This window comes from Rhizobacter terrae (genome assembly GCF_003852895.1).
GTDB lineage: Bacteria > Pseudomonadota > Gammaproteobacteria > Burkholderiales > Burkholderiaceae_C > Albitalea > Albitalea terrae.
In genome coordinates this window covers 21980-35700 of sequence record NZ_QUSW01000004.1, presented here as the reverse complement: position 1 = coordinate 35700, position 13721 = coordinate 21980, and the positions used below count along the sequence as shown (strand labels likewise).

Genomic DNA, 13721 nt, shown 5'->3' with positions numbered 1-13721 from the left:
CGGCACCTCACGCCGCTCGGGCACTGAGGGTGCCGGTTTGCAGGCCGGCCGACATCCGAGACAATCGGCGCCCTCACGCCTCGGAGCCCTCACGACCATGAACAAGACCACGCTTGCCGGTGCGCTCGTCGCCGGTGGACTGCTCAGCGCCTGCGGTTCCATGGGCACCGCCCCCGGCGGCAACGACGCTGCCGTGCAGGCCATCGACACGGTGGTCGTCATCTACGCCGAGAACCGGGGCTTCGACAACCTGTACGGGCTCTTCCCGGGTGCGAATGGCGTGCCCGGCGTCAACCCCTCGTCCACCGGCGCCGCCGAGCCGCAGAAGGACTTCAACGGGTCCACGCTGCCCGCGCTGCCGCCCGTGTGGGGCGGCGTGACGGCCGGCGGCCAGCCGGTGGCCATCCCGCAGGCGCAGACGGTGGGCATGCCCAACAAGCCCTTTCGCATCGACGACCCGGCAGGCTTCGGCGCCACCGGCGTGAAGGTGCCGCAGGACGTCATCACCCGCGACCTGGTGCATGCCTTCTTCGTCAACCAGATGCAGATCAACGGCGGCAGCAACGACCGCTTCGCCGCCTACTCGGACGCCGGCGGCCTGAGCATGGGCTACTACGACGGCAGCAGCATGCAGATGTGGAAGCTGGCCCAGCAGTACACGCTGGCGGACAACTTCTTCATGGGCGCCTTCGGTGGCTCGTACCTGAACCACCAGTACCTCGTGTGCGCCTGCGTGCCCATCTACCCGAACGCCGACGCGCCGGAGTCGCCGGGCCGCGTGCTCATCGCCGAGACCGAGACGGATGCGCAGGGCCGCTTCGTGCGGCTCATTCCGTCCAAGGACAATCCGGCCACCGTGCTTGACGGCCGGCCGGTCTACAAGAAGGACGGCAACATCACCCCGCGCGAGCCGGACGGCAGCTTCCGTGCGGTGAACACCATGCAGCCGCCTTACCAGCCCAGCGGCAACCCGCCGCCGGCCTCGGATGCGCGACTGTCCGACCCGGCCAAGCCCACGACCTTGCCGGCGCAGACGCAGGCGACCATCGCCGACCGGCTGGATGCGAAAGGCGTGAGCTGGGCCTGGTATTCGGGCGGCTGGAACACGGTGACGGCCGGCACGCCCGAGGCGCGCAAGCAGATCTACGGCGGGCAGGTCCTCTTCCAGCCGCACCACCAGCCGCTGAACTACTACAGCGCCTTCGACCCCGCCACCAAGGCGGCCGCGCGCGAGGCGCACTTCAAGGACTTCGACGCGAGCTTCCTCGCCGATGCCGCCGCCGGCAAGCTGCCTGCCGTGACCTTCTACAAGCCGCAGGGCAACCTCAACCAGCATGCGGGCTACGCCAACGTGGCCGATGGCGACGTGCACATCGCGCAGGTGATCGACAAGCTCAGGCAAAGCCCGCAGTGGTCGCGCATGCTCATCGTGGTCACCTACGACGAGAACGGCGGCTTCTACGACCACGCGGCCGTGCCCCGCGGCGACCGCTGGGGCCCGGGCACGCGCATCCCGGCCATCATCATCTCGCCGCGTGCCAAGAAGGGCTTCGTGGACAAGACGCCCTATGACACCGGGTCCATCCTTCGCTTCATCACCCGGCGCTTCAACCTGGAGCCGCTGCCCGGCGTGGTGGCGCGAGACAAGGCCCTCGTCGAGAACGGCTTCAAGCCTATGGGCGACCTGAGCGCGGCGCTGGAATGATGGCCATGACCGAGCGCAGCACGACCCTCATCCACCATCCCTACACGCCGCCGGCCGGCTTCAATGCGCCGCAGCCGGGGGTGTTCAAGGCATCCACGGTCATCTTCGCCAACACCGCGGCCATGCGTGCACGCGACTGGCGCGAGAAGCTGGGCTACACCTACGGCCTGCACGGCACGCCCACCACCTTCACGCTGGAAGAGCGCATCGCCACGCTGGAAGGCGGCACCCGCTGCCTGCTGACGCCCAGCGGGCTCGCGGCCATCGGGCTCATCGACTTCGCGCTGCTGCGCACGGGCGACGAAGTGCTGATCCCGTCCAACGCCTACAACCCGGGCAAGGAACTCGCGCGGCACGAACTGGCGGGTTGGGGCATCGGCCTGCGGCTGTACGACTGCATGAACCCGCAGTCGCTGATCGATGGCATCACGCCGGCGACCAAGCTCATCTGGCTGGAAGCGCCGGGCTCGGTGACCATGGAGTTTCCGGACCTCGCGGCGCTGCTGAAGATCGCGCGTGACCGCAAGGTGGTGACTGCCCTGGACAACACCTGGGGCTCGGGCATCGCCTTCAACCCCTTCGAGATCGCGCCGGGGCTGGGCGTGGACATCTCCATGCATGCACTCACCAAGTTCCCTTCGGGTGGCGGCGACGTGCTGATGGGCTCGGTGACCACGCGCGACGACGACCTGCACACCCGCCTGAAGCTCACCCACATGCGCACCGGCCTGGGCGTGGGTGCCAACGATGCCGAGGCGGTGCTGCGCGGCCTGCCCACGCTGGTGATGCGCTACGACGCGCAGGACCGTTCGGCCCGCGCGATCGCGCAGTGGTGTGCCAGCCGGCCGGAGGTCTCGCAGGTGCTGCATCCGGCGCTTGCGGGCTCGCCCGGGCATGAGCACTGGAAGGCCAGCTGCAAGGCGGCGGCAGGCATCTTCTCCATCGTGATCGACGAGCGCTACGGCAGCACGCAGGTCGATGCCTTCGTCGATGCGCTGAAGCTGTTCAAGATCGGCTATTCGTGGGCCGGCCCGGTCAGCCTGGTGGTGCCCTACGACCTGAAGGCCATCCGGCCGCGCGAGGAATGGAAGGGCACGCTGGTGCGGCTGTGCATCGGGCTGGAGGCCACGCAGGACCTGATCGACGACCTCGACCAGGCGCTGCGCGCACTGCACTGAGCCCGGTCGGCAAGCGTCAGAGGGACGGTGCCGGCGCTGCGGAAACCGCCTCGCCGCCGGCAGTCTGGGCGTGTGACGAGGTGCTGGTGGCCACCGTGATGGCGATCACCAGGGCGACGATCATCCCGAAGGACGGGCGGCGGCAGATGAAGCGGGCAATCATGCGGGTCTCCTGTGGTTGACGGGACCCAGTGTCCGCAGGGCGTGCCGGGGCCGGGGGGCGATTGCGACGAATCGACAGCCGGGGTGACGAATGGCGGGCTGGTCCGACCGGCCCCATCAGGCCCGAGGGGCCAGCAACTGTTCGCACTGCAGGTTGAGGTAGTGCCAGCGCAGCACCAAGGCCGCAGGCGTTGGCGATGCAGCCGATGCCGGCGCGAAGCTGCTGAAGCCCGCATCGGCCAGCCGGCCGGACCAGGCCTGCGCTTCGATCGTCACGCGTTGGGCCTGTTGCTCCGGCATGCCGCGCTCCGCATGCCGGCACAGCCAGTGGCGATGTTCCTGGAGCAGCGCCGGCATGGTCGCTGCGAGGGCCGAGGGGAGGGCATCGCCATCACGGCGCTGCCTGAACTTGTCCAGCCAGCGCGACACGACGTTGCGCTGCGGCGCGGTGTCGAAGTGCAGTGAATCGATCGCCGACTGGCCAGGCGGCGCACCGGGCCGCACAAGGCTGAGCGGCTCGCAGACGGTGCCCGACGGCCCTGGCCTCAGGCGAGCCACGACGAGCGTGCCGGCCGGCGTGTCGTCCGCCGCCAGCTGTTCGATGCGGCCGATGGCATGCCCGGTGTAGTCGTCGTAGACCAGCTCGGCATCGAGCCGGTCGCCACTGTCGTCGAAGAGCGGCCACACCAGCGCCTGCCGGTTGGCATCGAACTGGGGTGCTCCGAACTTGGCAGGTGCGATCACGCACCAGTCCTTCATCGGCTGCGGCTCCGCGAGCAGGCTGCGCTGGCCTGACCCGCGGCGCTGAAGCAACTCGCTCCAGGATCGGGACACGGGCAGCGCTGCGGCGAAGTCCTGGGCCGGCAGGGGGACGGACACCGTGGCCGTAGCCGACTCCGACCCGGAGACGCGGCCGCTGGCATTCACCTGGGCTCCCTGCAGCGCAATGCGGCGGCCGGCCGCCTGTGCCGGTGCGCCCAGGCCGGACCAGGGGCCGGGTGACCGGTGCCGTGCCACCGGGTCGAACCCACGCTGGTTCTCGGGCCGCGCATCGCTGCACGACATGAAGGCCTGGTCCACCGGGCACCAGAACACCATCGTGAGTCCCACGTAGCCCGCTGCGGAACGCCAGGCCGAGGCGCCGAGGCCCATCAGTTCCAGGGTGCCCGTCTCGTCGTAGCGGGTTCGCGCGCGGCCGACCAGATGCACCGGCGCGGCCTGGCGCGCGGCGGCAGCGTCGAGCGCACCGACCAAGGCGTTGGCGATGGCCAGCTCATCCAGCAGGCGGTGCTCGTCGGCACCGCCGGCCCGTTGCAGCAGCAAGTCGACGTGGTCCGCCAGCCGGCGCAGCAGCAGCGCGAGGCGGTGGTATTCCGCGCCCTGCGCCCAGACCGCCAGGGTCGAGAAGCGCTCCTGGATGCCCTGCGACAGGTGCGCCAGGCCCAGCTCGACGCACTCTGCAAAGAGCTGCGACGCCGCGGTGCGTAGTCGTCGCCGGGATTCGTCGATGGACAGGTCCCGCGTCTGGGCGAGCGCATGGTCGCGGCCGAGGTCGAGCGAGGCCGTGCGCGCACCGCCGGCAGGTTCAGGCGGCGGCGTCTGCAGCCCCAGCGCACGGCGCAGGGCCAGCACGGCGGCCACACGGTATTTCTCGGCCTGCCGGATGTCGGCATCGGCAATGAGCCCGTCGATGCCGCCGCCCATGTAGCGAAAGGCCAGCCTCGGCTGGGTGAAGGACATGAGCAGATGGCGCTCGCCCGAGACGCGGAAGCCTTGTTCGAGGTCGAGGTCCTGCACGTACTGCCAGGCCCAGCGGTAGCCGGCCTTGCCGGCGTGCTTGGACAAGGCGTCCGGCGGCACGGACAGCAGTTCGGCCTGCAGGGCCTGCACGTCATCGATCGGCGGCGCATCCGTCTTCGCCGCCTCCGGCGATGCCGCTGCCGGTTCATCCGCAGCCATGCGCTGCAGGCTGATGGCGGCGGCCAGGATGTGCTGGCACATGCCCATCGCAGGGCAGCTGCAATCCGCGTGGGCCGGGCCGCGCGCGTCGAAGCGGATGCGGTGCTCGCCGAAGGCCATCACCAACGATTCGGCCGAGTCTTGCGCGATGGTCGCGGCACCTTTCTCCAGGTCCTTCTGTGCGCGCCGAAGCAGGCCGCGGTTGGCGAGCGCCGCGTAGGCGTCGTCGTCGAACCGCGCCAGCTGTGCGGCCAGTTGCTCGCGGATGCTGCTCACGAGATCACCTTCACCAGCCAGTGCGCCAGCCGCTGAGGCGTGAGCGCCGCGATCTCCATGCCGCAGGCGGCCAGGCTTTCGGCCATGGCGTGGTCATAGACGGGCTGCGACTGGTCGTCCAGCGACGCGAGTCCCAGCAGCTTCACGCGCGCCTCGGCCAGCGTCTTCACGGCGCGCACCAGTTCGCCCGGCGACCCGCCTTCACAGAAATCGGTCACCAGCACGAGCACGGTGCGGTGCGGGTTCTCGACCAACTGGCTGCAGTAGCGCACGGCCCGCGCGATGTCGGTGCCGCCGCCCAGCTGCACGCGCATCAGCACCTCCACCGGATCATCGGCGTGGTCGCTCAGGTCCACGACGCTGGTGTCGAAGACGACGATGCGCGTACGGAAGGCCGGCAGCCCCGCGAGGATGCCCGCCATCACCGCGCTGTGGATCACCGAGTCGACCATGCTGCCGCTCTGGTCCACGCACAGGATGATGTCCCAGGGCAGGCGGCGGGTGTTGCGCTCGAAGAAGCGCAACTGCTCGACCACGATGCGCTGGCTCTCGCGGTCGTAGTTCTTGAGGTTGCGGCGCACGGTGCCCGCCGGGTCGAAGTTCTGGGCCACGGCCATCGGTGAATGCCGAAAGCGGTTCAGGCGTCCCGACAGCGTGCGCCGCACTTCCGATTCGAGCCTGCGGCGGATTTCCTCCACCACCTGGCGGATGATGCGCCGCGCGAGGTGCAGCACATCGCCCTTGAGGTGGCCCTTGAGCGTGAGCAGCGTCTTGAGCAGTTGCTGGTTCGGTTCGAGCCGTTCCAGCGTCTTCGGATCGGTGACGAGTTCGGTGAGGCCGTAGCGGTCGAGTGCGTGCTTCTCGATGACCTCGACCGTGTCGTGCGGAAACAGCTCGCGCACCTCGCCCAGCCAGTCCACCAGCGTGAGCTGCGACGGACCCAGCGAGCCGGGTCCTGGGTCTTCGCGCAAGCCGCGGCCCTTGTATTCGCGGCCGTAGAGGTAGTCCAGCGCCCGGTCCATGCGTGATTGCTGGCCCGACAGCAGCCCATTGGCACCCAGGCCCCGCTCGGCGTAGCGGCCCAGCACGAGTCGCCAGCGGTCGGCGGGCTTCATGCGGCCACCCATGCGTCGAGGCCATCGGCAGCGAGCACATCCTGCAAGGCTTGCGACATGGCCAGATGGGCCTGCATCTGCGGCGCCGTGAGGTCGTGGTGCACCAGCCGGCCGAGGTCGGCGCCACCGTGCAGCCTGGCGACGGCTTCCGCGATGCGGTCGGTCTCCTTGGGCGTCATCTCCGCGAAGGCCAGCCGCAGTTCCGGCAGGCTGGCGACGAATGCGGTGTCGTCCCAGCGGCCGAGCAAGGTGTCCAGCACCTCCAGCAGCGCGGGCTGTTGCCAGGCGGCCTCGCGTGCCGTGCCCAGCAGGCCGCGCAGGTAGCTCACCGCATCGCGCGGCTGGGACAGGCCGTCCAGGTGGCCTTGCAGGGCCACGGCCAGCGCTGAGTCTGGCAGGCGGCCGGCCGCGTAGAGCAGGCCGGCGCAGGCGCCGCGGATCAGTGCCGCATCGTGGGCGGTGTGCAAGGCTTCGACCAGTGCCCAGTACAGCGACGCGTCGAGCGCCTGGCCCGCCTGGCTCACGAGCGGCTCACGCAGGCCGGACAGTGCGGTGATGGTGTCCGCGCCATCGCCTTGCAGGCCCTGCAGGCTGCGTCCCAGGTACACCGCGCGCTCGTAGGCCGCTTGCAGCAGCACCGGCAGCTCCGGTACCTCACGCGCCTCCAGCGGCTCGCGCGATTCCCACAGCAGGCCCAGGCTTCCTGCCGCGGCGGCCACGGATTCGAAGGAGGCATCGGCGCCGATGGCCTGCCGCAGCATGCCCACGACGCGCGGCAGGTGGTCGTGCAGGCCGAGCACGCAGGCCTGCACCATCAACCGTGCGCCGGTGCGCGCATCACGCGGCTCATGGCCGGCGTCGATGCGGTCCAGGTGGGCGGCGAAGCGGCTGGCGACGGCCAGCGGCACCGTCACGCCGTACACCGAGGCTTCGACGAGGGCGGCTTCGGTGGCGGCCGAGTGGCTGTATTCCCAATGTTCTTGGAGGCGGTCGAGGCCGATGCCCGCGACGAAGTCGGGACCGGCCACGCGTGCGCCGAAGGGCACGCCCAATAAGACCAACCCGTGCATGAGCCGGCTGGTGACGCGATGCTCCGGCCGGCGGTAGATGTCCAGCGTTGCGCGCCGCGGCTGCGAATCGTCGATCTTCAGGCGTTGCTTGCGGGCTCGGAATTCGAAGTCGCGCACCAGCGGAGGCCGGCTCGTGCCCGGCGGCACTGCGCCCATGGCCTGGCCGCCCAGGGCGCGCCGTGCGACTGCAAGCACCAGCGCGCCATCGGCATCGGCCTCGCCCTTGATGAAGCAGCTCGTGACGGCATCCATCAGGTCTTCGCGTGCGGGGGCAGGGCGCGAGCGCAGGGCCGCGAGCTGCAGCATCTGCTCGTAGGCGCCGCGCAGCGCGGGCATGGGCAGCGGCAGGCCGTGCGTCGTGCGCAGCTCATGGGCGATGGCTGAGAGCAGCTCCAGCGCCGCATCCTGCCGCACGCGCGGGCCGGCGGCGATGCCAGCCTTGTCGTGCTTGAGCATGCGTTCCCACAGCATCTGGTGCCAGGCCGGCGAGGTCATGCCGGCGCAGTAGCCGTTGAGGCGGTCCAGCCGGTCGAAGCTGTAGCGGATCAGCGCGGAGGACTCGTCGGCGATGCGGCTTCGCGAGACGGACGGGCGCTGGATGTCTGTGGCCAGCAGCGCGGGCATCACCACCGCATGGAAGCCGCCCACCACCGCGAGCACCGGCCCGTCGCCGGGCTGCCGCTGCGCGAGGGCCTCGCGGATGTGCCAGGCCATTTCCGCCTCGCGCTGCAGCGTGCCGTCGGCCTGCAGCTCGGCATCGCTGCAATCCAGCCGGGCCAGCTGGCAGTACGCCGCGAGGTCGGTGACGTGGGTCTGGAGATCGCGCGAGGTGGCAGGCACTTCGAAGAGGTGCTCCCAGAGTTCCTCATGGTCGCGGCAGCCCAGCCGCTGCGCCAGCGCGTGCAGGTGGCGGCTGCGGCGAAGGTGCCGCTCATCCAGCAGCGACGAGGACTCGTGGTCGGCTTCATGGCTGGCCTGGTGGTCGGCCTCGATCAGCGATTGCTCCGGATAGTCCAGGTCGATGAAGCGTGCCGGCACGCCCAGCGCCTGGGCGCGGCGCAATGCCACCAGCTCCGGCGAGTGGTCGCACATCGGGTAGTAGGACGCATGGCGGCGCGGCGACTCCTCGCCTTGCGCCTTTTCCACCGCATAGCTGTAGATGGCCAGCGGCATGCGCGCCTCGGCATGCACGAGCAGCGGCACCAGCGGCGTGAAGCTGCGCGGGCCTTCCACCAGCACCGCGCTGGGCGTGGTCTGCTGCAGCAGACGGTGCAGGTGCCAGGCGCAGGCCGGGCTGTGGTGCCGCACCGGAAAGACGATGAGCTCGGGCGTGACCAGGCTCGCGCCGAGCGCGCGCATCGCCTCGGAGGTGGTCGGCGTGTGGGCACCCATCGGCGGTCGATCAGCGGTCGAGTTCGCGCCGCGCCTCCAGCACGCGCTTCCACTGCGCGTGGCGCTGTGCGCGCTGCTTGACCACCACGTCGAAGTAGTGGCGCAGCTTCTTGCCGTCGTCGGGGTTGTCCTTGAGCACGGTGCCGATCAGCTGCCGCGCGATGTGCTCGCCGGCCACGTTGCCGTCGCCGAAGTAGTGGGCGTCCAGGCAGGCCGCATAGCCCACCGACACCGCTTCGGCCGAGGACATGACCGCGGTCGGTTTCTCCACGACGATGCCTTCGGACGTGACGCCCTGGCGCAGGTCGTGGAAGGCGGTGACGAGCAAGTCCACCACGTCCGGCTGCAATTCCACCTCCACGCGGGCGCGCTTGAGCAGCGCCTCGGTCTGCTCGCGCACGAGCTGCGTCTCCAGCTTGCGGTCGGAAATGGGGCGCACCGTCTCGAAGTTGAAGCGGCGCTTCAAGGCGCTGGACATCTCGTGCACGCCGCGGTCGCGGATGTTCGCGGTGGCCAGTACGTTGAAGCCGCGCGCTGCGAACACCATGCCGTCGTCGCCGTCCAGCTCGGGCACGTGCAGCAGCTTCTCCGACAGCAGGCTGATCAGGCTGTCCTGGATCTCCGGCTGGACCCGCGTGACTTCCTCGAAGCGGCACAGCATGCCGTCGCGCATGGCCTCGAACATCGGGCCACGCACCAGGGCCCTCGGCGTCGGGCCTTCGGCCAGCAGCAGGGCGTAGTTCCAGGAATACTTGATCTGGTCCTCGGTGGTGCCAGCGGTGCCCTGGATGACGCAGCCCGTGCGGCCCGAGATGGCCGCGCACAGCAGCTCCGACAGCATGGATTTGGCGGTGCCGGGCTCGCCCACCAGCAGCAGGCCGCGGTCGCTCATCAGCGTGACGATGCAGCGGTCGATGAGTGCGTCGTCGCCGAAGAACTTGCGCTTCACGCCGAGCTTGTCGTCGCCCACGACGAAGGCGCGCACGGCGCGTGGAGACAACCGCCAGCCCTCGGGCTTGGCGCCGGTGTCGGTCTGCACCAGCCGGGCCAGCTCCTCGGCGTGAAGTTGCTCGGCGGGCGCCCGCAGGATGGCCTGGGTGGGAATGCTCATCTCAGTACTCGCTTTTCTTGCGCCACTCGGCGTCGAACCCCGGACCGTCGGCTGCGATCAGGCGCAGGTCGTTGTAGCACTCGGACAGCAGCACCTTCGGAATCTGCTTGAGCGGCAGGTTCGCGCGCTGCCATCGGTCTTCTGCGCCGGTCTTGCCGAAGGACATGTTCATCAGGGCGACGGTGCGGTTCTCCTCCGGCAACGGGTTGCCGGTGAACTCCAGCACCGCTTCCAGGCCCAGCGTCGGGAAGCGTTTCTGATAGACGTGGAACCAGCCGCCGTCCTCCGCCGGACCGCGGGTGTAGCCCAGCTTGAGTGCGCGGCCGCGCAGTGCGAAGGCTTCCAGCAAATGGCCTTCGAAGTCCTTGATGGCATCGGCCTGCTGCTTGTCCTCGGGCAGGGTGTAGACGCCCTTGCCGAGCTGCTGGAAGAGCGGCTTGATCTCGTAGTCCGCCAGGTGCTGCAGCCAGGCCTGGACCTCGTCGGCACCGAGCACGGAGTCGTGGGCCACGCGCACGCGCGCGTCGTCGCCCAGTTGCACCTCGTTGTCGTCGCGGTCGGTGAGCGTGCCATCGTCCAGCGGGCGGAAGCTGCGCAGCGTGCGGCCGTCCGCGTGCTCGACCCACACCAGCCGCTGCACCAGGTGGCGCAGCACCGGGTGCTGCTGCAGGTAGTCGCGCCAGTCGGCGAAAGGCCAGTCGCGCTCGGTGCACAAGGCCTCGTAGAGGCGCTCTGTCTGCAGGTCGACGATGCTCTTGATTTCCTTCTTCGCGGCGCTGAAGGCCTTCTTCGCCTCCTTGGCCAGCTCCGCATCGTCATCCTGCCGCGGTTCCGGCAGCGCGGCGATCTTCTTGCCTTCGGGGTTGTAGAGCTCGACCTTGAAGTCGGGCAGCAGGCGGGCGGTGAAGGTGCGGCCGCCGAAGCTGAGTTCCAGCGTGCCGGTCTCGTCGAATCCGCCTGAAGGCACGGTGCGGTCGGCCAGTTCCGCCAACGTCCAGCCGCGGCGATCGGCCAGTGCTTCGGCCTGGCGCGTGGCCTCTTCCTGGAAGCTCTTGGTTCGGAAGCGGCTGCCGATGGACAGCATCAACTGCGTGGCGCTGGGGTGCTCGATCCACGCGAGCATGGCGATCAGCGCCTTGCCGTGCGCAGCGCGCGTGCCATACCACTCCTTGAGGTAGCGCTGCACCGGTGGTGCGGCACGTTCGGCCGCACAGGCCGCCGCCACCGCGAGGACGCCCTTGCTGGCGATGGCCGAGCCCGCCGGTTGCCGCATCAGCGCGGGCAGGAACATCGCGGTGAGCTCTTCCACCGACTTGCCGAGCTTCGGATCGTTCTGGTAGTACTGCGGCGACTGCGCCATCCAGCGATGGGTGGACTGCGCCTGGGAGACGGCTTGCTTCATGGCCTCGTCCGCAGAGATCGGCCGCACGTCCTCGCGCAGCCAGGTCTCCAGCACGAACTGGCCGAAGGCCTCGCGGTCGCGCGGCTCGAACATGCCGCAGAACTTGCGCAGGACGGCATTGGGCTCGGGCGTTTTCTGCTTGAAGGCCTGCACGATGAACATGCGCAGCACGTCGACGGGCACGCTGTCTGGCGTGTCGTTCCAGCGCACGGGCGGCAAGGCGCTCCAGGGGAACCAGGCGAGGTCCGCCGGCACGCCCTTGGCCAGCGTCTTAGTGGCTTCCGCGGCGAGCGCCTTGCGGTCGAGGTACTTCTCCACCGGCCGTCCCAGGGCCTGCAAGGCGTCGAGCATGGCGCCCTTGGCGACGTCGTGCTTTTCCTTGGCAACGGCCTGTTCCAGCGCGGGAATGGCGCCTTCGTGGCGAAGCCGCGCGAGCCAGGTTGCGGCCACGGCGCGGGTTTCGGACTTGCCGTCGGCCAGGGCTGCGATGATGCGTGCCTCCTTGCCCGGCAGGTTCTGCAGCGCGTCCTGCGCGGCGATGCGGTCGGTCTTGGCGGTGCCCAGCGCCAGGCTGAACAGGGCGTTGACCAAGGCCGGCGGCGGCGAGGGCAGCAGGGCGATGGCCCGGAAGAGCCCGGAGCGGTCGAACCAGTAGTTCTGTGACGTGTTCGCCGTGAGCGTCTGCACCAGCAGGTCGACGTGGTGCGCGAAGTACGGCCACACGGCGTCGGTCGCCCAGCCCGAGGCGAAGGGCTGGCCCCAGGAGTTGCAGTAGCTGATGAGGATCGCCTTGCCCGACAACCCACTCTCGTCGAGCATCAGCGCGAACTCCAGCAGGCTCGGCCGGCCAGTCTTCTGGTGCATGGCGTTGATGGCGTGAGCCATCTGGTGCGCCAGCGAACCCTGGTGGTGGTTTGCATCCAGCCCGAAGAACAGCAGCAGCTTGAGCGTTGCCACGGGAGTCAGCCCGTCGTCCAGGGCCAGGCGCTCGATCGCCGGCCAGGCATGGTTGCTGACTTGCATGTCCTGTGGCCGCTTGGGCGGCTTCGCCTCGGGCGAGGCGAGGTACTGGCGCAGATCCCGGGCATCGCGATCGGTCAGGCGCGTGATCTGCCGCAGGCCCCAGTTGTGGCCCTGGGCCTTGGCCTGCTCGTTGCGCTGGCGCTGCTCTTCGTTCTCGCGGACGATGGCCTGGTCGATTTCGTCGAACAGGCGTTTCAGCGAGGCGTCCGGCACCGCGTTGGCCTGCGGCGACCAGTCGATGACGGGAACGGTGTAGTCGTAGGCCACGGCTTCCGCGGCTGCCACGGCGGTCTCGTCGCTGCCGTCCCACTCGATGAGCAGGCCCGACACCGACGGCGCCTTGTCGGCACCCGCGGTCTCGCGCGCGAAGGTGGACCACGCGTCCTGCTTGCGCTCCTTGCCCAGCGCCATGAGCAGGCGCAAGGCATGCTGGCGCTGTTCCGGCTTGGCCTTCGTGCCCAGCGACTTCAAGGGCTCGGCCACGACGTCGCCGCACTTGCGCAGCAGCACTTCGGCGGCGGCGCGCACCTGCTTGCTGCTGACCGTGGAGAGTTCGGCGAGCTCTGCGGCCAGGCGATCCAGCGTGGACACCTGGGCCGTTTCGAGCATGGCCAGCATGTGCAGCCGCTGGTCGACGGCGGCCGGCAGCAGCAGCGGGCGGATGTGTTCGAGGTGCCGGTCCAGCGCATCGGCGAAGCCCCGGATCTGGCGCGCCATTTTCAGCCGGTATTCCACGCCGTAGCCGGAGCTGACGGGCGTGGCGAAGGCCGACAGCACGACGGCCCAGGCAGGCTGGCCGTCTTCGGCGAGCAGCGCCTCGAGGGCCAGCGCCGTCAATGCCCCGGCCTGCCACCGGTTCGACCAGGTGTTGACGCTTTGCCCCGTGTTGTGGATCAGCAGGACCTCGGGCCAATGCCGGCCCGCCGGGAACTGGAAGCGGGGCGTCCATTGCCGTTTCGAGAGGCTGGCCTCCATCAACCTGGCCCAGCGCAGGCCTGTCGCCGGCGGCAATGCCTCGAAATGTTCGTAGAAATCGGGGAGCTTGTCGGCGCCGTCGGGCAGGTGGCTGAAGTAGCCCTCCAGGTGCAGCGACTTGGCGATGGCCTCATGCTGTGCCACCGTGTTCAGGACAGCGAGCGGCTCGCCGGTGAAGAGGTAGCTGCGGATGTCTTGCGCCAGGCCCTGGGGCGACTTGTCCGGCGTCAGCTTGTCGACGCGCTCGAGCCATTTTTCAAGCACCCTGGCCCATGCGTCCGGTATGCCCTCGGGCGTGTTCCCGGAAGCGCCCAGAATCTTTCCGACCCATTTCAGCATCTCGACCCCCCTGG

Annotated in this window: 8 protein-coding genes; 2 read left to right on the top strand and 6 right to left on the bottom strand. The window is 69.4% G+C overall.

Annotation, left to right across the window (positions count from 1 at the left end; genetic code table 11):
* The first annotated feature begins 97 nt into the window (after positions 1-97).
* Entirely contained in the window at positions 98-1705 is a 1608-nt protein-coding gene (gene acpA, locus DZC73_RS15050; protein ID WP_124541183.1) for an acid phosphatase, read from the top strand.
* Between the two features lie 5 nt (positions 1706-1710).
* Positions 1711-2883, top strand: a complete 1173-nt coding sequence (locus DZC73_RS15045; RefSeq protein ID WP_124541182.1) for a PLP-dependent transferase — start codon at positions 1711-1713, stop codon at positions 2881-2883.
* A 16-nt stretch (positions 2884-2899) separates the two neighbouring features.
* Here DZC73_RS15045 and DZC73_RS29730 read toward each other — a convergent pair whose 3' ends face one another.
* From DZC73_RS29730 to DZC73_RS15020, 6 genes are all read right to left on the bottom strand, one after another.
* The gene (locus DZC73_RS29730) at positions 2900-3046 is read right to left on the bottom strand and encodes a hypothetical protein (protein ID WP_161974602.1); all 147 of its coding nucleotides are present in this window, start codon (positions 3044-3046) and stop codon (positions 2900-2902) included.
* A 116-nt stretch (positions 3047-3162) separates the two neighbouring features.
* Complete coding sequence (locus DZC73_RS15040; protein ID WP_124541181.1) at positions 3163-5280, bottom strand: SWIM zinc finger family protein; 2118 nt, start codon at positions 5278-5280, stop codon at positions 3163-3165.
* The gene (locus DZC73_RS15035; protein ID WP_124541180.1) at positions 5277-6395 is read right to left on the bottom strand and encodes a VWA domain-containing protein; all 1119 of its coding nucleotides are present in this window, start codon (positions 6393-6395) and stop codon (positions 5277-5279) included. Before DZC73_RS15035 ends, DZC73_RS15040 begins: the two co-directional genes overlap by 4 nt.
* Positions 6392-8857, bottom strand: a complete 2466-nt coding sequence (locus DZC73_RS15030; protein ID WP_124541179.1) for a DUF5682 family protein — start codon at positions 8855-8857, stop codon at positions 6392-6394. Before DZC73_RS15030 ends, DZC73_RS15035 begins: the two co-directional genes overlap by 4 nt.
* 10 nt (positions 8858-8867) lie before the next feature.
* The gene (locus DZC73_RS15025) at positions 8868-9968 is read right to left on the bottom strand and encodes an ATP-binding protein (protein ID WP_124541178.1); all 1101 of its coding nucleotides are present in this window, start codon (positions 9966-9968) and stop codon (positions 8868-8870) included.
* A gap of 1 nt (position 9969) precedes the next feature.
* Complete coding sequence (locus DZC73_RS15020) at positions 9970-13632, bottom strand: DUF4132 domain-containing protein (RefSeq protein WP_161974601.1); 3663 nt, start codon at positions 13630-13632, stop codon at positions 9970-9972.
* Positions 13633-13721 lie beyond the last annotated feature (89 nt).